Origin of the sequence: Streptomyces venezuelae, assembly GCF_008642315.1 — a bacterium.
Lineage (GTDB): Bacteria > Actinomycetota > Actinomycetes > Streptomycetales > Streptomycetaceae > Streptomyces > Streptomyces venezuelae_D.
Genome location: NZ_CP029192.1, coordinates 1,727,108 through 1,742,344, shown reverse-complemented (window position 1 = coordinate 1,742,344; position 15,237 = coordinate 1,727,108). Strand labels below are relative to the sequence as shown.

Below are 15,237 nucleotides of genomic sequence, written 5' to 3'. Positions count from 1 at the left end.
CTGCCCCGGCGGGCCCTGTCGACGTTGTGTTTTACCGCTCGAAATGCCCTCCGCGACCTTCGATGTGCTTACGTACCTTTGATGCGACTTTGTGCGTATCGCCTTTCGGCCGGGTCGCCAGCTTTCCAGGGTCCTTGAGCCACGCCTCCTCCACCGCGAACCAGTCGATCTCGTCGGGCGCGCGGTGCTCCGCGAGGGCGGCGCGGAGCTCCTTGAAGTAGCGCTCCCAGCGCAGCCGGTACAGGCCGCCCACGAGCCCCGCCCACTCCCGGTTCGCGTAGTCGCGCAGCCCCGCGTCGGCGCCGGAACGCGTGCCCCACACGGTGACCAGGGACAGCTGGTCGTACGCGAGCCGGTCCCGTTCCGCCGCGTCGGCCCCCCACGCGCGGGCGTCCGCGACCCAACGCCCCAGCAGGTGACGTGAGTCGGTGGCGACCAGGTGGTCGAGCAGGTCCATCAGGGTCAGCCACTCACGGGTGAGGCGGTCGAAGCGGGCGGCGTCCCCGGCGTCGTACGCCTCCTTGATGTGCGGCAGCAGGACGCGGCTGCGGTTGGAGAGCACCTGCCGGGCGACGTCGAGCAGGTCGCGGCGGTACGCGGACGAGTTCCGCAACCCGGGCCGCACCGCGAGGAGTTCGCCGAGCGCGGGCTCGAGGTCCGCCGCCTCGTACCGCAGCTTCTTCGGGGACCAGGCCGCAGCCGACTTCGCGGCGAGGTCGGGCCGTGCCCCGAAGAGGCCGTCGGCGCCCTCGGCCCACTCGTCGGCGCGGGTCGTTCCGTAGGCCGTGCGGCGCAGGATGTCCCAGGCGGCCTCGGCGTGCGGGTCGGCGGCGCCGTACCGGGACGTCGACCACTCCTTGAACCAGGCCGCCAGGTCCAAGTCACCGCCCATCCAGGCCAGTTCCGAGAAGAGCTCGAAAGCGGCCGGGTTGTTGTCGGCCGCCTCCGGCATGAGGGAGATCCCGCTGAGCGTGCTGCCCTTCTTCGTGCGCCACTTCTCGTACAGGGCGGCCCAGTCGGGGGTGTTGGCGCCCAGCGTCGTGTGGCCGCCGAAGTTCCAGATGGAGCCGAAGGTGTAGGGCGTCGAGCCCCAGTCGGACTCGCGGTCGGTGATGTTCGGGAAGCGGTCGGAGAGGCCGTCGACGACGAGCATCCGCTCCTTGTCGACGGCGTCGGTGATGGCCTTCGGCGGATTGTGCTGCCAGCCGAGGATCACCCAGGTGGCGCCGGGGTGGGCGGTCCGCAGCGCCTTCTCGATGCCCTTCGCCGCGTCGCCCACGGGGACGTTGCCGGGCTTTCCGCCCTCGTGGAGCAGGTCCATCTTGTACATCGTCGTCGGGCCGAACAGCTCGTCCTGCGCGCGGTAGAACGCGGCGGCGACCCGCGCGAAGTGGCCGGTGCGCGGATCCAGCCAGTCCGGTCGCGCGAAGCCGACCCAGTCGCCCTGCGGCACGGTCCGCGCGCCCGGGTTCTTCTTCTCGAAGTCGGGCGGCACGGTCCCGAACCAGCCCGGCAGCACCGGCGTGATGCCGAGGTCGCGCAGCCGGTCGCAGATGCGGCGGCCCAGGCGGGCGCGGGCGTCGAGCTGCTGCCGGGAGACGGGGTGCGGGAACGACGACATGTTCTGCAGGAGCCACCAGGGCTGGTGGGCGGGACCGGGTATCCAGGCCCGCAGTTCGGCGTCCGTGTATCCGAACTCCTGGAAGGCGCGGTGGTAGACGGCGTCGGCGCCCGCGTACACGAGGACTTCGTTGTAGCCGTGGAGCGCGAGCACGTCGATCTCGTGCTCCCAGTAGTCCCAGTCGCAATAGGCCCCGGTGTACCCGTCGTTGGTGTCGTTGAGGACGAAGCGGTGCGGGGTGTTGGCTGTTTTGGTGAGGGGTTCGTCGGGTGCGGGGAGACGGTCCGGGAGGTGGTCGGTACGGCTGCCCGCCCAGGTGATGTTGGCGTGCGTGACGTGTTTCAAGTAGTGGCGAAGACCGGCGAGTTGGGTGGCGGGGCCGGTCCCTGCGACCGTGATGCGGCCACGGCGCCCGTCGACCCGGAAGGAGTCCTCGGCGCCCGCCTCCCTGGGTACGTTCCTGAACTCGATCTGGTCCCAGTGGCGGGGGAGCAGGCGCCGGGCGGCCTCGGCGGCTGCGGTGCGGCGCGGGGCGGGCGCACCGGACGTGCCGGTGGGGGTGGCGGTGGAGTGGGTGACGCCGTCCGCCGTCGTGCCGGAACAGGCGACGGCGGCGACACCGGCCGTCCCGGCGATGCCGGTGAGGAAGGTGCGGCGGGGGAGGGGCATTCGGGCTCCGTCGGTCGGATGGGGGTGCGGGCGCGCGGTGCGTTCGGGAGGTCTCTTCCCCCGGTGCCCCCCTGCCTCTAACCGTCGTGACGGTCGCCCCACCCGCGCGGCGACGCGCCGAGGCCGTCGAGGACGATGCCCACGGCCCGGTCGAGTGCCTCGCCTTCGCTGAGATCCGTGGCGTGCGCGAGGGCGCGCAGGAGGAGGGAGACGTCGTCGCCGGTGACGTCGGGGCGCGCGGCGCCGACGGCCTGGGCGCGGTGCAGTGCGCCGTTCAGAGCGGCACGGAAGGCGTCGGCCGCTTCGGTGACCGGCCGGGACAGGCCCTGGCCGTCGTCGTCGTGCGGGGGCAGCAGATCCATCAGGGTCATCTTCACCGGCCCGGCCGCCGCGAGGGTCCGCAGCAGGGAGGCGAAGGCCTTTCCGGGGTCCGGGCTTTCGGCGAGTGCCAGCGCCTGATCGGTCAGCTTCTCCAGGTAGCGGCACGCGGTGGCCTCGATGAGGTCCTGCTTGGTGGCGAAATTGCGGAAGACGGTGGCGATGCTGACCCCGGCCCGCCGCGCGACCTCATCGGTGGAGGCGGCTGCCCCCTTCTCGGCGAACACATGCTCGGCGGCGAGCAGGACCTTCTCCCTGTTGGCGGCTCCGTCGCGGCGCATGGCTGACCCCTTGTGTAAACGTAGTGGCCACTACGTATGATGCGTAGTGAAGACTCCGCTTAAGGGTAACTCCCAGGCCAAGGAGCGCCAACCATGTCCGTTTCGGACGAGAACACCACTGTCGTGATCGTGGGCTCGGGTGTCGCCGGGCTCGCCCTCGCCAACTTCCTCCAGCGCGCCGGGATCGACTGCGTGGTTCTGGAGCGGCACAGCCGCGAGTACGTCGAGCAGCGCCAGCGCGCGGGGGTCATCGACCCCAGGGCCGCGCGTATGTTCCGCGAGTGGGGCCTTGCGGACCGGGTCCTCGACGGTGCCCCCTTCGCGCCGGTGCTCAACTTCCGCGTCGACGGCGAGACACGGCCCTTCCGGTACGTGACCGACGACCACGTCGACGGACGCTTCTGCCCCCAGCAGGTCCTCGTGCGCAACCTCATCGACGTCTTCGTCGGCGACGGCGGCGACCTCCGCTGCGAAGCCGAGGACGTCGAACTGGGCGACCTCACCGGCCCCCGGCCCCAGGTGCGCTACCGGGACAGCACGGGCGTGACGCGGACCATCACCTGCGACTTCATCGCCGGCTGCGACGGAGACCACGGCGTCAGCCGGGCGAGCATCCCCGACGGCGTACTGAACCGCCAGTCCCACGAGTACGGGTACGCCTGGCTGACCGTACTGGCCGACGCGCCCGCCAACCACCAGTCCATGATGGCGATCCACGACCGGGGATTCGCCGGCCAGTTCGCCCGCGGACCCCAGGCCAGTCGCTTCTACCTCCAGTGCCCGCTGGACACTGCCGTCGAGGAGTGGACGGACGACCGCGTCTGGGAGGAGATCGAGGCACGCTTCGGCGAACCGGTCGCCGCGAAAGGGGCCATCACCAGCAAGACGCTGGTGCCGCTGCGCAGCGTGGTCCACGCCCCGATGAGCCATGGCCGCCTGTACCTGCTCGGTGACGCCGCGCACATCGTGCCGCCGATGAGCGCCAAGGGCATGAACCTGGCCCTGCACGACGCCGACGTGTTCGCCACGGCCGTCCTGAGGCAGGTCAGGGAGCAGGACGCGGGCCCGCTGGAGGCGTACTCCGCCACCTGCCTGAAGCACATATGGAACTACCAGGCGTACGCCGCGTGGTTCACCGACCTCATGCACGACGCGGGAGACGTCTCGTACCGCGGCGAGTTCCGGCGCAGCCTCGCACGCGCCGAGTTCGAGCGCCTCTACCGCTCCGAGACCGCCAACCGGCTCTTCGGCGAGTTCCTCACCGGCCTGAACTGAGCCCGAACTGAGCCTGCCTCCATGGGCGCTGTTCGGAGTCATCGGGTCGGTGAGCGCCTCATCGGCCAAAAGAGAGCCGCGCACGGCGAGTTGGAACCATTGACATCGGATGTATTCGTCCCTACGTTCCCGTGCGACCCCCCAACCCAGGGATCCGGAACAACACCGGGAGCCGCCCCATGCGCCACAGAGCAACTGGACTCGCTCTGCTCCTCGCCGCCGCCCTCGCGGCCACGGCCGTCCCGGCCGCGACGGCCGGCTCGGGCAGGGCGGACGGCACCGACCACGCCGCCGACGACCCCTTCACCGCCGACCGCACCAACTGGTTCCGTCAGGACCGCTTCGGCATGTTCATCCACTTCGGCGCGTACTCGAACCTGGAGGGCGAGTACAAGCGCCCCGACGGCAGCACCTGCCGCAACGCGGAGTGGATCAAGCGGGAGTGCGACATCCCGATGGACGAGTACGAGAAGCAGGCGCAGAACTTCAACCCCGCGGACTTCGACGCGAAGGCGATCGTCAAGGCGGCCAAGGACGCCGGGATGCGCTACATCGTCATCACGTCCAAGCACCACGAGGGCTATGCGATGTGGCCGACGAAGGTCAACGACTGGAACCTGCGCGACCACTCCTCCTTCGACAAGAACCGAGACATCCTCGCCGAGCTGAAGAAGGCGTCCGACGACGCGGGCATCAAGCTCGGCTTCTACTACTCGATCTGGGACTGGCACGACAAGGACTTCCCGGATCCCGCGACGTTCCCCAAGTACGAGAAGCGCATGTACGCGCAGCTCAAGGAGTTGGTCGACACCTACGACCCGGCGCTCCTCTGGTTCGACGGCGAGTGGGACACCGACAAGCCGCACAACCCCTGGACGGCGAGGGACGGCGAGCGCCTGGAGTCCTACCTCCGCGGCCTCGACCCCGACCTCGTCATCAACAACCGCGTCGGCAAGCGCCGCGTCGTCGACGGCGACTACGGCACCCCCGAGCAGGAGATCCCCGGCGCGCCCGTCGACGGCCAGCTCTGGGAGTCGTGCATGACCCTCAACGACCACTGGGGGTACGCGCGCCACGACCAGAACTGGAAGTCCGCGCAGACCCTGACCCGCAATCTGCTCGCCACCACGTCCCGCAGCGGCAACTATCTCCTCAACGTCGGCCCCGACGCCCGCGGCCGCGTCCCGCAGCCCTCCGTCGACCGCCTCCGGCAGATGGGCGACTGGCTGCGCACGGCGGGCCAGGGCGAAGCGGTCTTCGGCGCCCGCTACGGAGGCCTGGTCGAGGAGCCGGCCTGGGGCCACGTGAGCCGCAAGGGCGACAAGCTGTACGCGGCGGTCACCCAGTGGCCCGCTACGGGCGGCTCCCTCCACCTGAAGGTCCGTACGGATTTCGAGGTGAAGTCGGCACGCGTCCTCGGCAGCGACCAGAAGGTGACCGTCACCCGGTCCGGCGACGGCTACGACATCAAGCCGTCGGGCGCCGCCACGAACGACACGGCGACGGTCGTCGAGCTGCGCGTCGACCCCGGCCCGACATCCCGCCCCGGCCGCGGCAAGGGCCTCAAGCAGGAGATCTTCGACAACGAGAACCTCGAAGGCGCCCCGAGGATCACCCGCACCGACGCCACCCTCAACCACTCCTGGAAGTACACCGGCTCACCCGCCGCCTCGATCCCGGCGGACCGCTTCAGCATCCGCTGGACGGGATCGGTCGAGCCGCGCCGCTCGGAGACGTACACCCTCACGACCGTCTCCGACGACATGGCCCGCGTCTGGATCGACGGCAAGCTCGTCATCGACTCCTGGACGCCGCACGAGCCGCGGCTCGACAAGGCGGAGGTGCGGCTGACGGCGGGGAGGCGGCACTCGATCAAGGTCGAGTACGCGGAGCGGACGGGCGAGGCGCACCTGAAGCTGCTGTGGTCGAGCCCGGGCCAGGAGCAGCAGGTGATCCCCAGGTCACAGCTGTACACGCGCTGACAGTCCGCGCCGACGGTCCGCCTTGACCGTCTGCCCGGAGAGTTTGTGGTGAAACAGGCCTCAAGTCCCTGAGAACAGGGACTTGAGGCCATGTTCGTGAGGACCATCAGCGGGCACTTTCCTTGACCTGGGTTGGCAATGTTGATCGACGTCCGACCCGAAGGACCCAGGTGCCGAGAGAGAGTGACTGACCAGTGAGCGCGCCCGAAGCCCCCGAAACACCGGCACCGCCGGCTCCCGAAGCCGTGGCACGGCACCGGGCGCTCTTCCGGGCGATCCACCGCCGCAAGAACCCGCGCCTGCGCCAGACGGACATCACCGTCACCGAGGAAGCCCAGGTCAAGCGCGCGGTGAAGGCGACCGCGCTGGGCAACGCCATGGAGTGGTACGACTTCGGTGTCTACGCCTACCTCGCCGTCATCATCGGCAAGGAGTTCTTCCCCTCCGGGAACGACACCGCGCAGACCCTCTCCTCCCTGGCGACCTTCGCGGCGGCCTTCCTGGTCCGTCCCATCGGCGGCATGTTCTTCGGCCCGCTCGGCGACCGCGTGGGCCGCAAGAAGATCCTCGCGCTCACCATGATCATGATGTCGACGGCGACGCTGGCGATCGGTCTGATCCCGAGCTACACGTCGATCGGCGTCTGGGCGCCCATTCTCCTCGTCCTCTGCCGCATGGTGCAGGGCTTCTCGACGGGCGGTGAGTACGGGGGTGCCGCGACGTTCATCGCGGAGTACGCGCCCGACAAGCGCCGCGGTTTCTGGGGCTCGTTCCTGGAGTTCGGCACGCTGATCGGCTACACGGTCGCCGCGGTGCTCGTCACCTCCCTCACCGCGGCGCTCAGCGACGACGCCATGCAGTCGTGGGGCTGGCGCATCCCGTTCCTGGTGGCGGCGCCGCTCGGCCTCATCGGCCTCTACCTGCGGATGAAGCTCGACGAGTCGCCCGCCTTCCAGAAGATGGAGGAGGGCGGGCCCGCCGCCGAGCGCGACAAGAAGTCCTTCAAGGATTCCTTCTTCGGTCAGTGGCGCGCGATGCTGCTGTGCATCGCGCTGGTCGCGGCGTTCAACGTCACCGACTACATGCTCCTGTCGTACATGCCGACGTACCTCACACAGCTCGGCTTCGGCGAGACCGGTGGCCTGATGTCGATCGTCGTCGTCATGCTGATCCTGATGGCGCTGATCAACTCCGTCGGCCGCCTCTCCGACCGCATCGGCCGCAAGCCGGTCCTGATGGCGGGCTCGGTGGGCTTCTTCGTCCTCGCCCTCCCCGCGTTCCTCCTCATCAAGCAGGGCGGAACGGTCGCGGTCTTCACGGGCCTGCTGATCCTCGGCCTCGCGCTGGTCTGCTACCTGGGCGCCATGTCCTCGTCGCTCCCGGCCCTCTTCCCGACGGACATCCGCTACAGCTCGCTCTCCATCGGCTTCAACATCTCCGTCTCGCTCTTCGGCGGTACGACCCCGCTGGTCGTCGCCGCGCTGATCGGCGCGACCGGCAACGACCTGATGCCCGCGTTCTACACGATGCTCTTCGGACTCGTCGGCATCATCGCGGTCGCCGCGATGAAGGAGACGGCCCGCAAGCCGCTGGAGGGCTCGCCGCCCTCGGTGGCGACGGACGAGGAGGCGCGGGAACTGGTGGAGTCGCAGCGGGTGTCCTGAGGCTGGCACCTCAGGGCTTCTCCCTCAGGGTTTCTCCAGCGTGGTGATCGCCTCGGTCAGCCACGCCTTCTCCTCCGTGCCGGTGGCACGCGCGATGCGCAGCATCCCCTGGCGGAAGAGGTCCTCGGCCTCTTCCGCCCGCACGGGTTTCCCGTCGCGGTAGAAGAAGCTGGCGGGGGTGGACAGGAACGCCTGTCGACGGCGGAGGACGGTGGCCTGTTCGGCCGGGTCCGGAAGGTGGCGCAGAAACGCGAGGAGCGTGAAGAAGCGCTGTCCGTCGGTGATCTCGACGTCCTTGGGCCCGCGCAGCCGGGCGAACAGGCGGGTGCGCCCGGCGTCGGTGAGTGACAGGACCCGGCGGGGTGCGGCGCTGCTGCCGGGTTCGGTGCGCTGGTCGATGTACCCGGCCGTCGTGAGCCGGCTGATCGCCGGGTAGAGCGCGCCGTCGCTCACGGGCCGGATGTGCCCGTTCAGGTCCTGGATACGGGCCTTGAGCTCGTACCCGTGCAAGGGCTCCTCGTACAGGAACCCGAGAATCGCCAACTCCAGCATGAGTGCTGCCCTTTCACCCTTGTACGTTCCGTGCCCGTGATGCTATCTCTTTTCGTGGTACCTCGATTCGAGGTACACGGGTGGAGGGGGATGGGGCATGGGTCCGACGGAGCATCGACGGCGGGTGGTGTCGCTCGCGCTGCCGGTCTACGGGGAACTCCTCGCGGGAGTCGCGGCCGGGATCATCAACATGGTCTGGGTGGCCGGGCTGGGTGGGGCCGCGGTGGCCGCGGTGGCGGTCGCGACGAACGTCGAGAACGTGTTGCTCGGCGTGATCCTCATGGCGGGTTCCGGTACGACCGTGCTTGTGGCCCGCGCACGGGGAGCGGGTGATCCGGCGGCGGCGCGCTCGGCCGTGCGGGGCGGCTGGGCGCTGTGGGCGCTGCTCACTCCCGTGGTCGCGGTCGGGGGTTACGCGGGTCGGGAGCGGTTGGCCCGGTGGGTGCTCGGCGAGGACGGCGGCGCCTCCGTCCACCTCGCCACGGAGTACTTCGCGATCGCGCTGCCCGGCGTGGCGGTCTACTTCGCCACGAACGTGGTCGACGGCATCCTCAAGGGATCGGGCAACACGCGCACCCCGATGCGGCTCGCCCTGCTGGCCAACGGGCTGATCCTCGTCCTGGACCCGGTCCTCATCCTCGCCTGTGACCTGGGCGTGCGCGGCGCGGCGATCGCCACGGTGACCGGCCGCTCGGTGGCGTTGATCTGCGGGCTGCTGGTGCTGCGGCCCTCGCTGCGACCGTCCGGCCTGCGGGTCCGCGCCCTCGCCGCGGACGCGCGCCGGACCGCCGCGACCGGTCTGCCCATGTCGGCCGACTTCGTCGTCCGCATGACGGGCACGCTGGCGCTGGTCGCGGTGGTGGCCCGGATCGGTGTCGACGAGGTCGCCGCGTACGGCATCGCGACGAAGGCCACGTACGTCGCGACGATGGCCTTCTACTCCGTACGCCAGGCCGCCGCGATCCACACCGCCCACCAACTCGGCGCCGGGCGCGACGAACGCCGGGCGATCTGTCGCGAGGCACTGCTCGTCGCTGGAACGCTCGGCCTGACGGCCGCCGTGCTGCTCCTCGCCGCCGCGCCCTGGATCATGCGGGCGTTCGGCGCGGACGGTGAGGTGGCCGCCGCCGGGACGCTCTACCTGCGGTGCCTCGGGCCGTACCTGGTGCTGCTCGCGTGCTTCATCGGGGTGGCCGGGGTGTATGAAGGCGGCGGCGACAGTCCGGCGCTGGCCCGCATCACGGTGTGCGGTGTCGCGGCCCAACTCGGCGCGGCGTACGCGCTGTCGGGCCACGGGCTACCCGGGATCTGCCTGGCGATGGCGTGTGCGGTCGGCCTCCAGTGCGTGGCGCTGACGCGGGTCAGGGGCGGGAGGCGTACGCGACGAACTCCGTCCAGGCGTGGGGGTTCAGGGCGAGTTGGGGGCCGTCGGGGTTCTTGGAGTCGCGTACGTGGAGGGTAGTGGGGCAGGGGGCGATCTCTACGCAGTCTCCGCCGCCACCGCTGCTGTAGCTGGACTTGCGCCAGGTGAGGGCGATCTCTATGCAGTCGTCGCCATCGCCTCCGCTGTAGCTGCTCTTGAACCAGGCCAGTTCGGGGGTGCTCATTGCGCTCCTCGCATCCGCTCCAGCAGGCTCATCGAGTCGTCGAACGAGAGAGCCTGTGCGCGCATCCTGGCATACCGCATCTGGAGAACGCTGATCTCTTTCGGGGAGGAGATGAGCTGCCCGCTCCGCTGGCTCTCGGCGTAGGCGAACCACTGGTTCTCGGGTGTCTCCAGGAGTCGAACGGGCCCATCCAGTCCCGCATGACTCTCCCGCATCACCGGCATGATCTGAAGCTCGATGTTCCGCCGCTCGGCGAGTCCGAGAACATGGTCGATGAGTTCCATGGTGACTTCATGCCCGCCCATGCGGCGCTGGAACAGGTGTTCCTCCAGGATGAAGCTGTACGCGGTGTTCGGCCGCTCCGTGAGGAGCAGTTGACGTTCCACGCGCGCTTCCAGCTGGGCCTCGATCTGCTCGTCGCCCATCGGAGGCAGCTGATTGACGAACAGGGTCCGCGCATACGCCTCCGTCTGCAACAACCCCGGAATCAACCGGCACTCATACGTCGAAAGCGCCACCGCCTCCTGCTCCAGCTGCGCCCACCGCCGGAACCAGGACGCAAGACCCCGCTGCCGCGACAGCTGATTCGCCGCCAGCCGCAGCGTCCCGAACGCATCCAGCGTCGCCTCGCACTGGTCGACGAACCGGGGCGGATGAAAGCGGCGGCCCTGTTCGACGGAGGCGATGAAATGGACTGAGTAGCCGATCTCCTCGGCCAGGGACTCCTGCGTGTACCCGGCGCGTTTGCGGAAGCTCTTCAGGACGGCGCCGAACGCCTTCAAGCCATCGGTCGGTTCGGGCTCATTACTGCTCGTCGCACTTGACGACATCACGGGTATCCCCTGACGCTCGGCTATCGGTCTGCGCCAACGCGCCCATGCTCACGTTCCGTTACCCGTACTGTCCACCCTTCGCACTCGTACAATTACGCAGCGTACGAGTTTTGCTCCTGGTGTCCACAGTCGTGCACGGCCACCGTTGCCGCCATGTCGACGCAAGCGCGCCCCGCCGCCGCACCCCGCACCTTCGCGCAACGCTTCAGTGCCACGCCCCGGGGCGCACGCCTCGCGAGGAGGCTGGCCAGGTATCACCTGGACGGCTGGGGGATCGCGTACGACACCGAACTCTCGGACGCCGCCGAGGCGATCGTCGCCGAGCTCGCCGCGAACGCCGTGACGCACGGCCTCGTGCCGGGCCTCGACTTCGAGCTCGGGCTGACGCTGCGTGCGGACACGCTGCGTATCGAGGTCGCGGATGCCCGCGCGGAAGGCGCACCCCTGGTGGCGCGCGACGCGCCGTCGCCCGAGCGGGAGACGGGGCGGGGGCTCACGATCGTGGCGGCGCTCGCCGTCGAGTGGGGCGTCGTCGGCCGGAAGGCGGGCAAGACGGTGTGGGCGGAACTCGCCGTGCTCTCCCAACCCCACTGAAACCAGGGCGTGTTAACCCTGTGTACATTCGGGCGGGGTGTTACCGGACGCGTCGCGTACGCCGCGCCGACACCGGCAAGGCCCAGTCTCACGCAAGATCCATCCGTTCCCGGAACGAGGAGACATCGCGTGACCAGACACTGTCCGACCCGTCGAACGATCGGCTCGGTCGTCCTCGCGCTGACCACCGTGCTCGCCGCGACCTCGGCCTCCGCCACGGCCGTGGCCGCCGACCCGCTGCCCGGGGTCACGCCCCGGGCCGAGACCCCCGTGCTGCACGACGACGACGCGGGCGGCAACGCCGACGCCGACGACCCCGCGATCTGGCGCGACACCGCCGACCCGGCGCGCAGCCTGGTGATCGCCACGGCCAAGGAGGGCGGCCTGCGCGCCTACGACCTGGACGCCCGCCCCGTCCAGTCCGTCGCCGCACCGCCCGCGGACAGCCCCGACGACGCGCCGGGCCGCTTCAACAACGTCGACCTCGTGCGTGGCCTGAAGCTCTCCTCCGGCTCCGCCGACCTCGCCGTCACCAGCGACCGCGGCCACGACCGGCTGCGTTTCTACCGCATCGACCGCGACCGGTCCGGCGGGCCGCTCACCGACGTCACGGACCCCGCGGCGCCGCCCGTCTTCTCCGCCGACCAGGCCGAGATCAACGAGCAGCGCACCGCGTACGGCCTCGCGACCTGGCAGGACAAGGCGAGCGGTCGCTCGTACGCGCTCGTCAGCCGCCGCGAGCGCACCAGCGTCGCGCTCCTCGAACTGCTCCCGGCCCCCGGCGGCAAGGTCACGTACCGCAAACTGCGCACGCTGGACCTGCCGTCCTCGTTCCGGCTGCCGAACGGCACGTCGTGGAGCCCGTGCAACGAACCGGGTGAACTGCCGCAGGTCGAGGGGATGGTCGTCGACGCGGCGAACGGCACGCTGTACGCGGGGCAGGAGGACGTCGGCATCTGGCGCATGCGCGCCGACCTGACCGGCAGGCCCGAACTCGTCGACAAGGTGCGGGAGTACGGCGTTCCCGGCGTCTACGACGAGGAGACCGAGGAGTGCACGCCGGGCGCCGACCCCGGGTACGGCGGCAAGCGGATCACCGCCGACGTCGAGGGCCTCACCCTCGTCAATGAGGCCGACGGGGACGGGTACCTCCTCGCCTCCAGCCAGGGCGACGACACCTTCGCCGCGTACGACCGTGAACTGAGCGACCACAACGAGTACGAGGGCGGTTTCAGGGTCACCCCGGCGGGCGGCGCGCTCGACGGCTCCGAGGAGTGCGACGGCGCGGCCGCGCTGAACGAGCCGCTCGGGCCGAAGTACCCGCACGGCCTCCTCGTCGTCCAGGACGGCCACGACGCCCCCGGCGACGGCGACCGCCCCGCCACGAACTTCAAGTTCGTCGACCTCGGCAAGGTCATGAAGACGCTGGACGACTGAAACGTCGGCCGGCGGCGTGCCCCTCCCCGGGCGGTTGCGCGGGCCCGGAGAGCGCTGCCCGCTGCTCGCGCGTGAGCCGGACTCCCGGATCGTGCCCGGCGGCCTGTACCGCCGTGATGACGCGCGACGTCGGCCAGCCGAGGGCGACGGCGAGCTCGCTGGTGGTGAGGGGCCTGGCCGCATGGAAGAGGGCGGCCAGGACCGTCAGCGCGTCCTCGATGGCGGCGGAGGTCGGCGGGCCCGTCATGCTCCGGTGAATCCCGGCGAAGAACGCGTGCATCGCCCCGAGCCGCGCGCCCGTGGGGGTGTCGGGCCCGAACAGGTCCGCGCCCTCCTGGGCGGTCGCGGCGCACGCGGCGTTCTTGTGCGCGCTGGTCAGCCAGGCGCGCAGCCAGACCTCCTCGTCGATGACGTAGCGGTCGCGGCGACGGCCGGGCTCGTGCTCGCGGCTGAGGACGTCGAGCCCTTCGAGGTAGCCGACGGCCTTCGACACCGAGGCCGGGCTCACCTTCAGCCGCCGCGTGAGCTCGGCGGAGGTCTCGGCCCCGGTGGGGGCGGTCACCAGGCACGCCAGCACCCTCGCGGCCGTGCGGGGCAGCCCGACCGCGATCAGCAGGGCGGCGAACTTGTCCACGTAGGCGTGGACTGCGGCGGGATCGGGTCCGTGCGTGGCTTCTCCCGACGTCTCGGCGTCCGGGGGCGTCGGTGCGGGGGCCGTGGGCCGCCGGGGTGGCAGCCGGTTGCGCCGCCGCCACGTGTCGGCGCGGTCGGCGTGCTCCGCGCGGTAGGCGTCCGGGCCGCCGTTGCGGGCCACCTCCCTGCTCACGGACGAGGTCGCCCGCCCCAGCCGGCGGGCGATGGCGGCGTACGACAACGCGTCGGACAGCCCCGCCTCGATCGCTCTCCGGTCGTCCGCTGTCAGCCGTCCGCCGCCCATGTTCCCCCTTTGCGTTGCGTTAGCCCTCATCGGTAACGCTACGTGACCCCAAAAAGCCTGCTGTTCCACGGAGTTGTACGCCGTTGTCACTTCAGACGGCCGCTTGCGCAACGTAGCTTTCAGTGGTCGCGAAAGAAAGCGCAAGGTGACGTACGCAAGACGACGTACGAAAGAACCAGGGGGGTTCAGATGGAAGACGCCACGCCTGTGGCGCCCACCCGAGGTGGCCACGAAGCCGCCCAGCACGTCCTCGACCGGGCCGTGCGGGAAGGGGGCGTGCCGGGCATCATCGCCCAGGTGCGCGACCGGGGCGGGAACTGGTGCGGCACGGCGGGGGTAGCCGACCGGCGGACGCGGCGGCCAAGGGGGCACGAGGAGAGGTTCCGGATCGGCAGCATCACGAAGACGTTCGTCGCCGCTGTGCTCCAACAGCTCGTGGGCGAACGCAAACTGACGCTGCGGGACACGGTGGAACAGTGGCTGCCGGGCGTGCTCCGGGGGAACGGGCACGACGGCACCACGACCACCGTCCGACAGCTTCTCGACCACACCAGCGGGATCTACAGCTACACGCACGACCAGGCCGCGCTGACCACGCAGGAGACCTACACGCCGGCGGACCTCGTCGGGATCGCCCTGTCGCACCCGGCGGACTTCCCGGCGGGGACGGGCTGGGCGTACTCCAACACCAACTACATCGTCGTAGGAATGATCATCGAGCGGGTGACGGGACGGACGCTCGCGGCGGAGATCGCCGACCGCATCGTCCGCCCGCTCGGCCTGACCGGCACCTCCTTACCGGCGACGGCCGACCAGACCCTCCCGAAGCCGCACGCACACCACTACACCAAGCTGTTCTCGCCCGACCCGGACGCCCCGGTCCACGACGTCACGGAACTGGAGGCGAGCCCGTACTGGGCGGCGGGCGGCATGATCTCCACCGTCGACGACCTGACCCGGTTCTTCTCGGCCCTTCTCGGAGGACGCCTCCTGCGACCGGAGCAGCAACGGGAGTTGCTCACGATGGTGCCGACCCGCGATTGGCTCCCGCGCACCACGTACGGCATCGGGATCTCCCGCCTGCTCCTGCCCTCCGGCACGGCGGTCTGGGGGATGGGCGGCGCGCTCTTCGGCTCCTGGTCGTACGTCTACGGGACGCGCGACGGCACGCACATGCTCGCCGTGAACATGAACGCCGACTGGGCGACGGGCCACTGGGAGGACCCGATCGGCGTCTTCAGCGACCTCCTGGAGACGGAGTTCAGCTACGGCTGCGCGCTGGGGTTCGCGTCGGCCTGAGGCCCGAGGGGCTGGGGGAGAGGGAGCGGCCGGTCCGCCGCCGGGGGGCAGCGGCGGACCGGCCGTGCTTTTGCAGACTTGTCAGGAGACTCGTCAGTGCTTTGGAGA

Annotated in this window: 13 protein-coding genes; 7 read left to right on the top strand and 6 right to left on the bottom strand. The window is 70.2% G+C overall.

Translation table 11 applies throughout. The features are described 5' to 3' along the window. Positions 1–31 precede the first annotated feature (31 nt). Positions 32–2,290, bottom strand: a complete 2,259-nt coding sequence (locus tag DEJ48_RS07310; RefSeq protein ID WP_150215391.1) for an alpha-N-acetylglucosaminidase — start codon at positions 2,288–2,290, stop codon at positions 32–34. A 77-nt stretch (positions 2,291–2,367) separates the two neighbouring features. Further along, a complete protein-coding gene (locus tag DEJ48_RS07305) occupies positions 2,368–2,949 on the bottom strand; it encodes a TetR/AcrR family transcriptional regulator (protein ID WP_150215390.1) in 582 nt (193 codons plus the stop codon). A 93-nt stretch (positions 2,950–3,042) separates the two neighbouring features. On the opposite strand from DEJ48_RS07305, the gene DEJ48_RS07300 reads away from it, so the two are divergent. From DEJ48_RS07300 to proP, 3 genes are all read left to right on the top strand, one after another. After that, complete coding sequence (locus DEJ48_RS07300) at positions 3,043–4,224, top strand: 4-hydroxybenzoate 3-monooxygenase (RefSeq protein WP_150215389.1); 1,182 nt, start codon at positions 3,043–3,045, stop codon at positions 4,222–4,224. Positions 4,225–4,403: 179 nt separating this feature from the next. Next, entirely contained in the window at positions 4,404–6,206 is a 1,803-nt protein-coding gene (locus DEJ48_RS07295) for an alpha-L-fucosidase (protein ID WP_150215388.1), read from the top strand. Between the two features lie 194 nt (positions 6,207–6,400). Continuing rightward, positions 6,401–7,870: a glycine betaine/L-proline transporter ProP gene (gene proP / locus DEJ48_RS07290; RefSeq protein WP_150215387.1), complete on the top strand. Its 1,470-nt coding sequence runs from the start codon at positions 6,401–6,403 to the stop codon at positions 7,868–7,870. A 24-nt stretch (positions 7,871–7,894) separates the two neighbouring features. Here proP and DEJ48_RS07285 read toward each other — a convergent pair whose 3' ends face one another. Next, positions 7,895–8,422 (bottom strand): PadR family transcriptional regulator, encoded by a 528-nt coding sequence (locus tag DEJ48_RS07285; protein ID WP_150215386.1) that lies wholly within the window; start codon positions 8,420–8,422, stop codon positions 7,895–7,897. A 97-nt stretch (positions 8,423–8,519) separates the two neighbouring features. On the opposite strand from DEJ48_RS07285, the gene DEJ48_RS07280 reads away from it, so the two are divergent. Next, the gene (locus tag DEJ48_RS07280; protein ID WP_150215385.1) at positions 8,520–9,884 is read left to right on the top strand and encodes an MATE family efflux transporter; all 1,365 of its coding nucleotides are present in this window, start codon (positions 8,520–8,522) and stop codon (positions 9,882–9,884) included. Here the strand turns inward: DEJ48_RS07280 and DEJ48_RS07275 are convergent. Next, on the bottom strand, positions 9,784–10,029 hold the full coding sequence (locus tag DEJ48_RS07275) for a DUF397 domain-containing protein (RefSeq protein WP_150215384.1): 246 nt from the start codon (positions 10,027–10,029) through the stop codon (positions 9,784–9,786). The genes DEJ48_RS07280 and DEJ48_RS07275 overlap by 101 nt on opposite strands. Further along, positions 10,026–10,859: a helix-turn-helix domain-containing protein gene (locus tag DEJ48_RS07270; RefSeq protein WP_150215383.1), complete on the bottom strand. Its 834-nt coding sequence runs from the start codon at positions 10,857–10,859 to the stop codon at positions 10,026–10,028. The genes DEJ48_RS07275 and DEJ48_RS07270 overlap by 4 nt, the downstream gene beginning before the upstream one ends. 156 nt (positions 10,860–11,015) lie before the next feature. Between DEJ48_RS07270 and DEJ48_RS07265 the strand changes: the two genes are divergently transcribed. Continuing rightward, positions 11,016–11,456: an ATP-binding protein gene (locus DEJ48_RS07265; protein WP_150215382.1), complete on the top strand. Its 441-nt coding sequence runs from the start codon at positions 11,016–11,018 to the stop codon at positions 11,454–11,456. A gap of 129 nt (positions 11,457–11,585) precedes the next feature. Next, a complete protein-coding gene (locus DEJ48_RS07260; protein ID WP_150215381.1) occupies positions 11,586–12,893 on the top strand; it encodes a phytase in 1,308 nt (435 codons plus the stop codon). Here the strand turns inward: DEJ48_RS07260 and DEJ48_RS40740 are convergent. Further along, positions 12,871–13,830, bottom strand: coding sequence for a GbsR/MarR family transcriptional regulator (locus tag DEJ48_RS40740; protein ID WP_263399435.1), 960 nt, complete (start codon positions 13,828–13,830; stop codon positions 12,871–12,873). The two genes, DEJ48_RS07260 and DEJ48_RS40740, sit on opposite strands and share 23 nt — an antisense overlap. A gap of 189 nt (positions 13,831–14,019) precedes the next feature. On the opposite strand from DEJ48_RS40740, the gene DEJ48_RS07250 reads away from it, so the two are divergent. After that, complete coding sequence (locus DEJ48_RS07250) at positions 14,020–15,129, top strand: serine hydrolase domain-containing protein (protein WP_150215380.1); 1,110 nt, start codon at positions 14,020–14,022, stop codon at positions 15,127–15,129. Positions 15,130–15,237 lie beyond the last annotated feature (108 nt).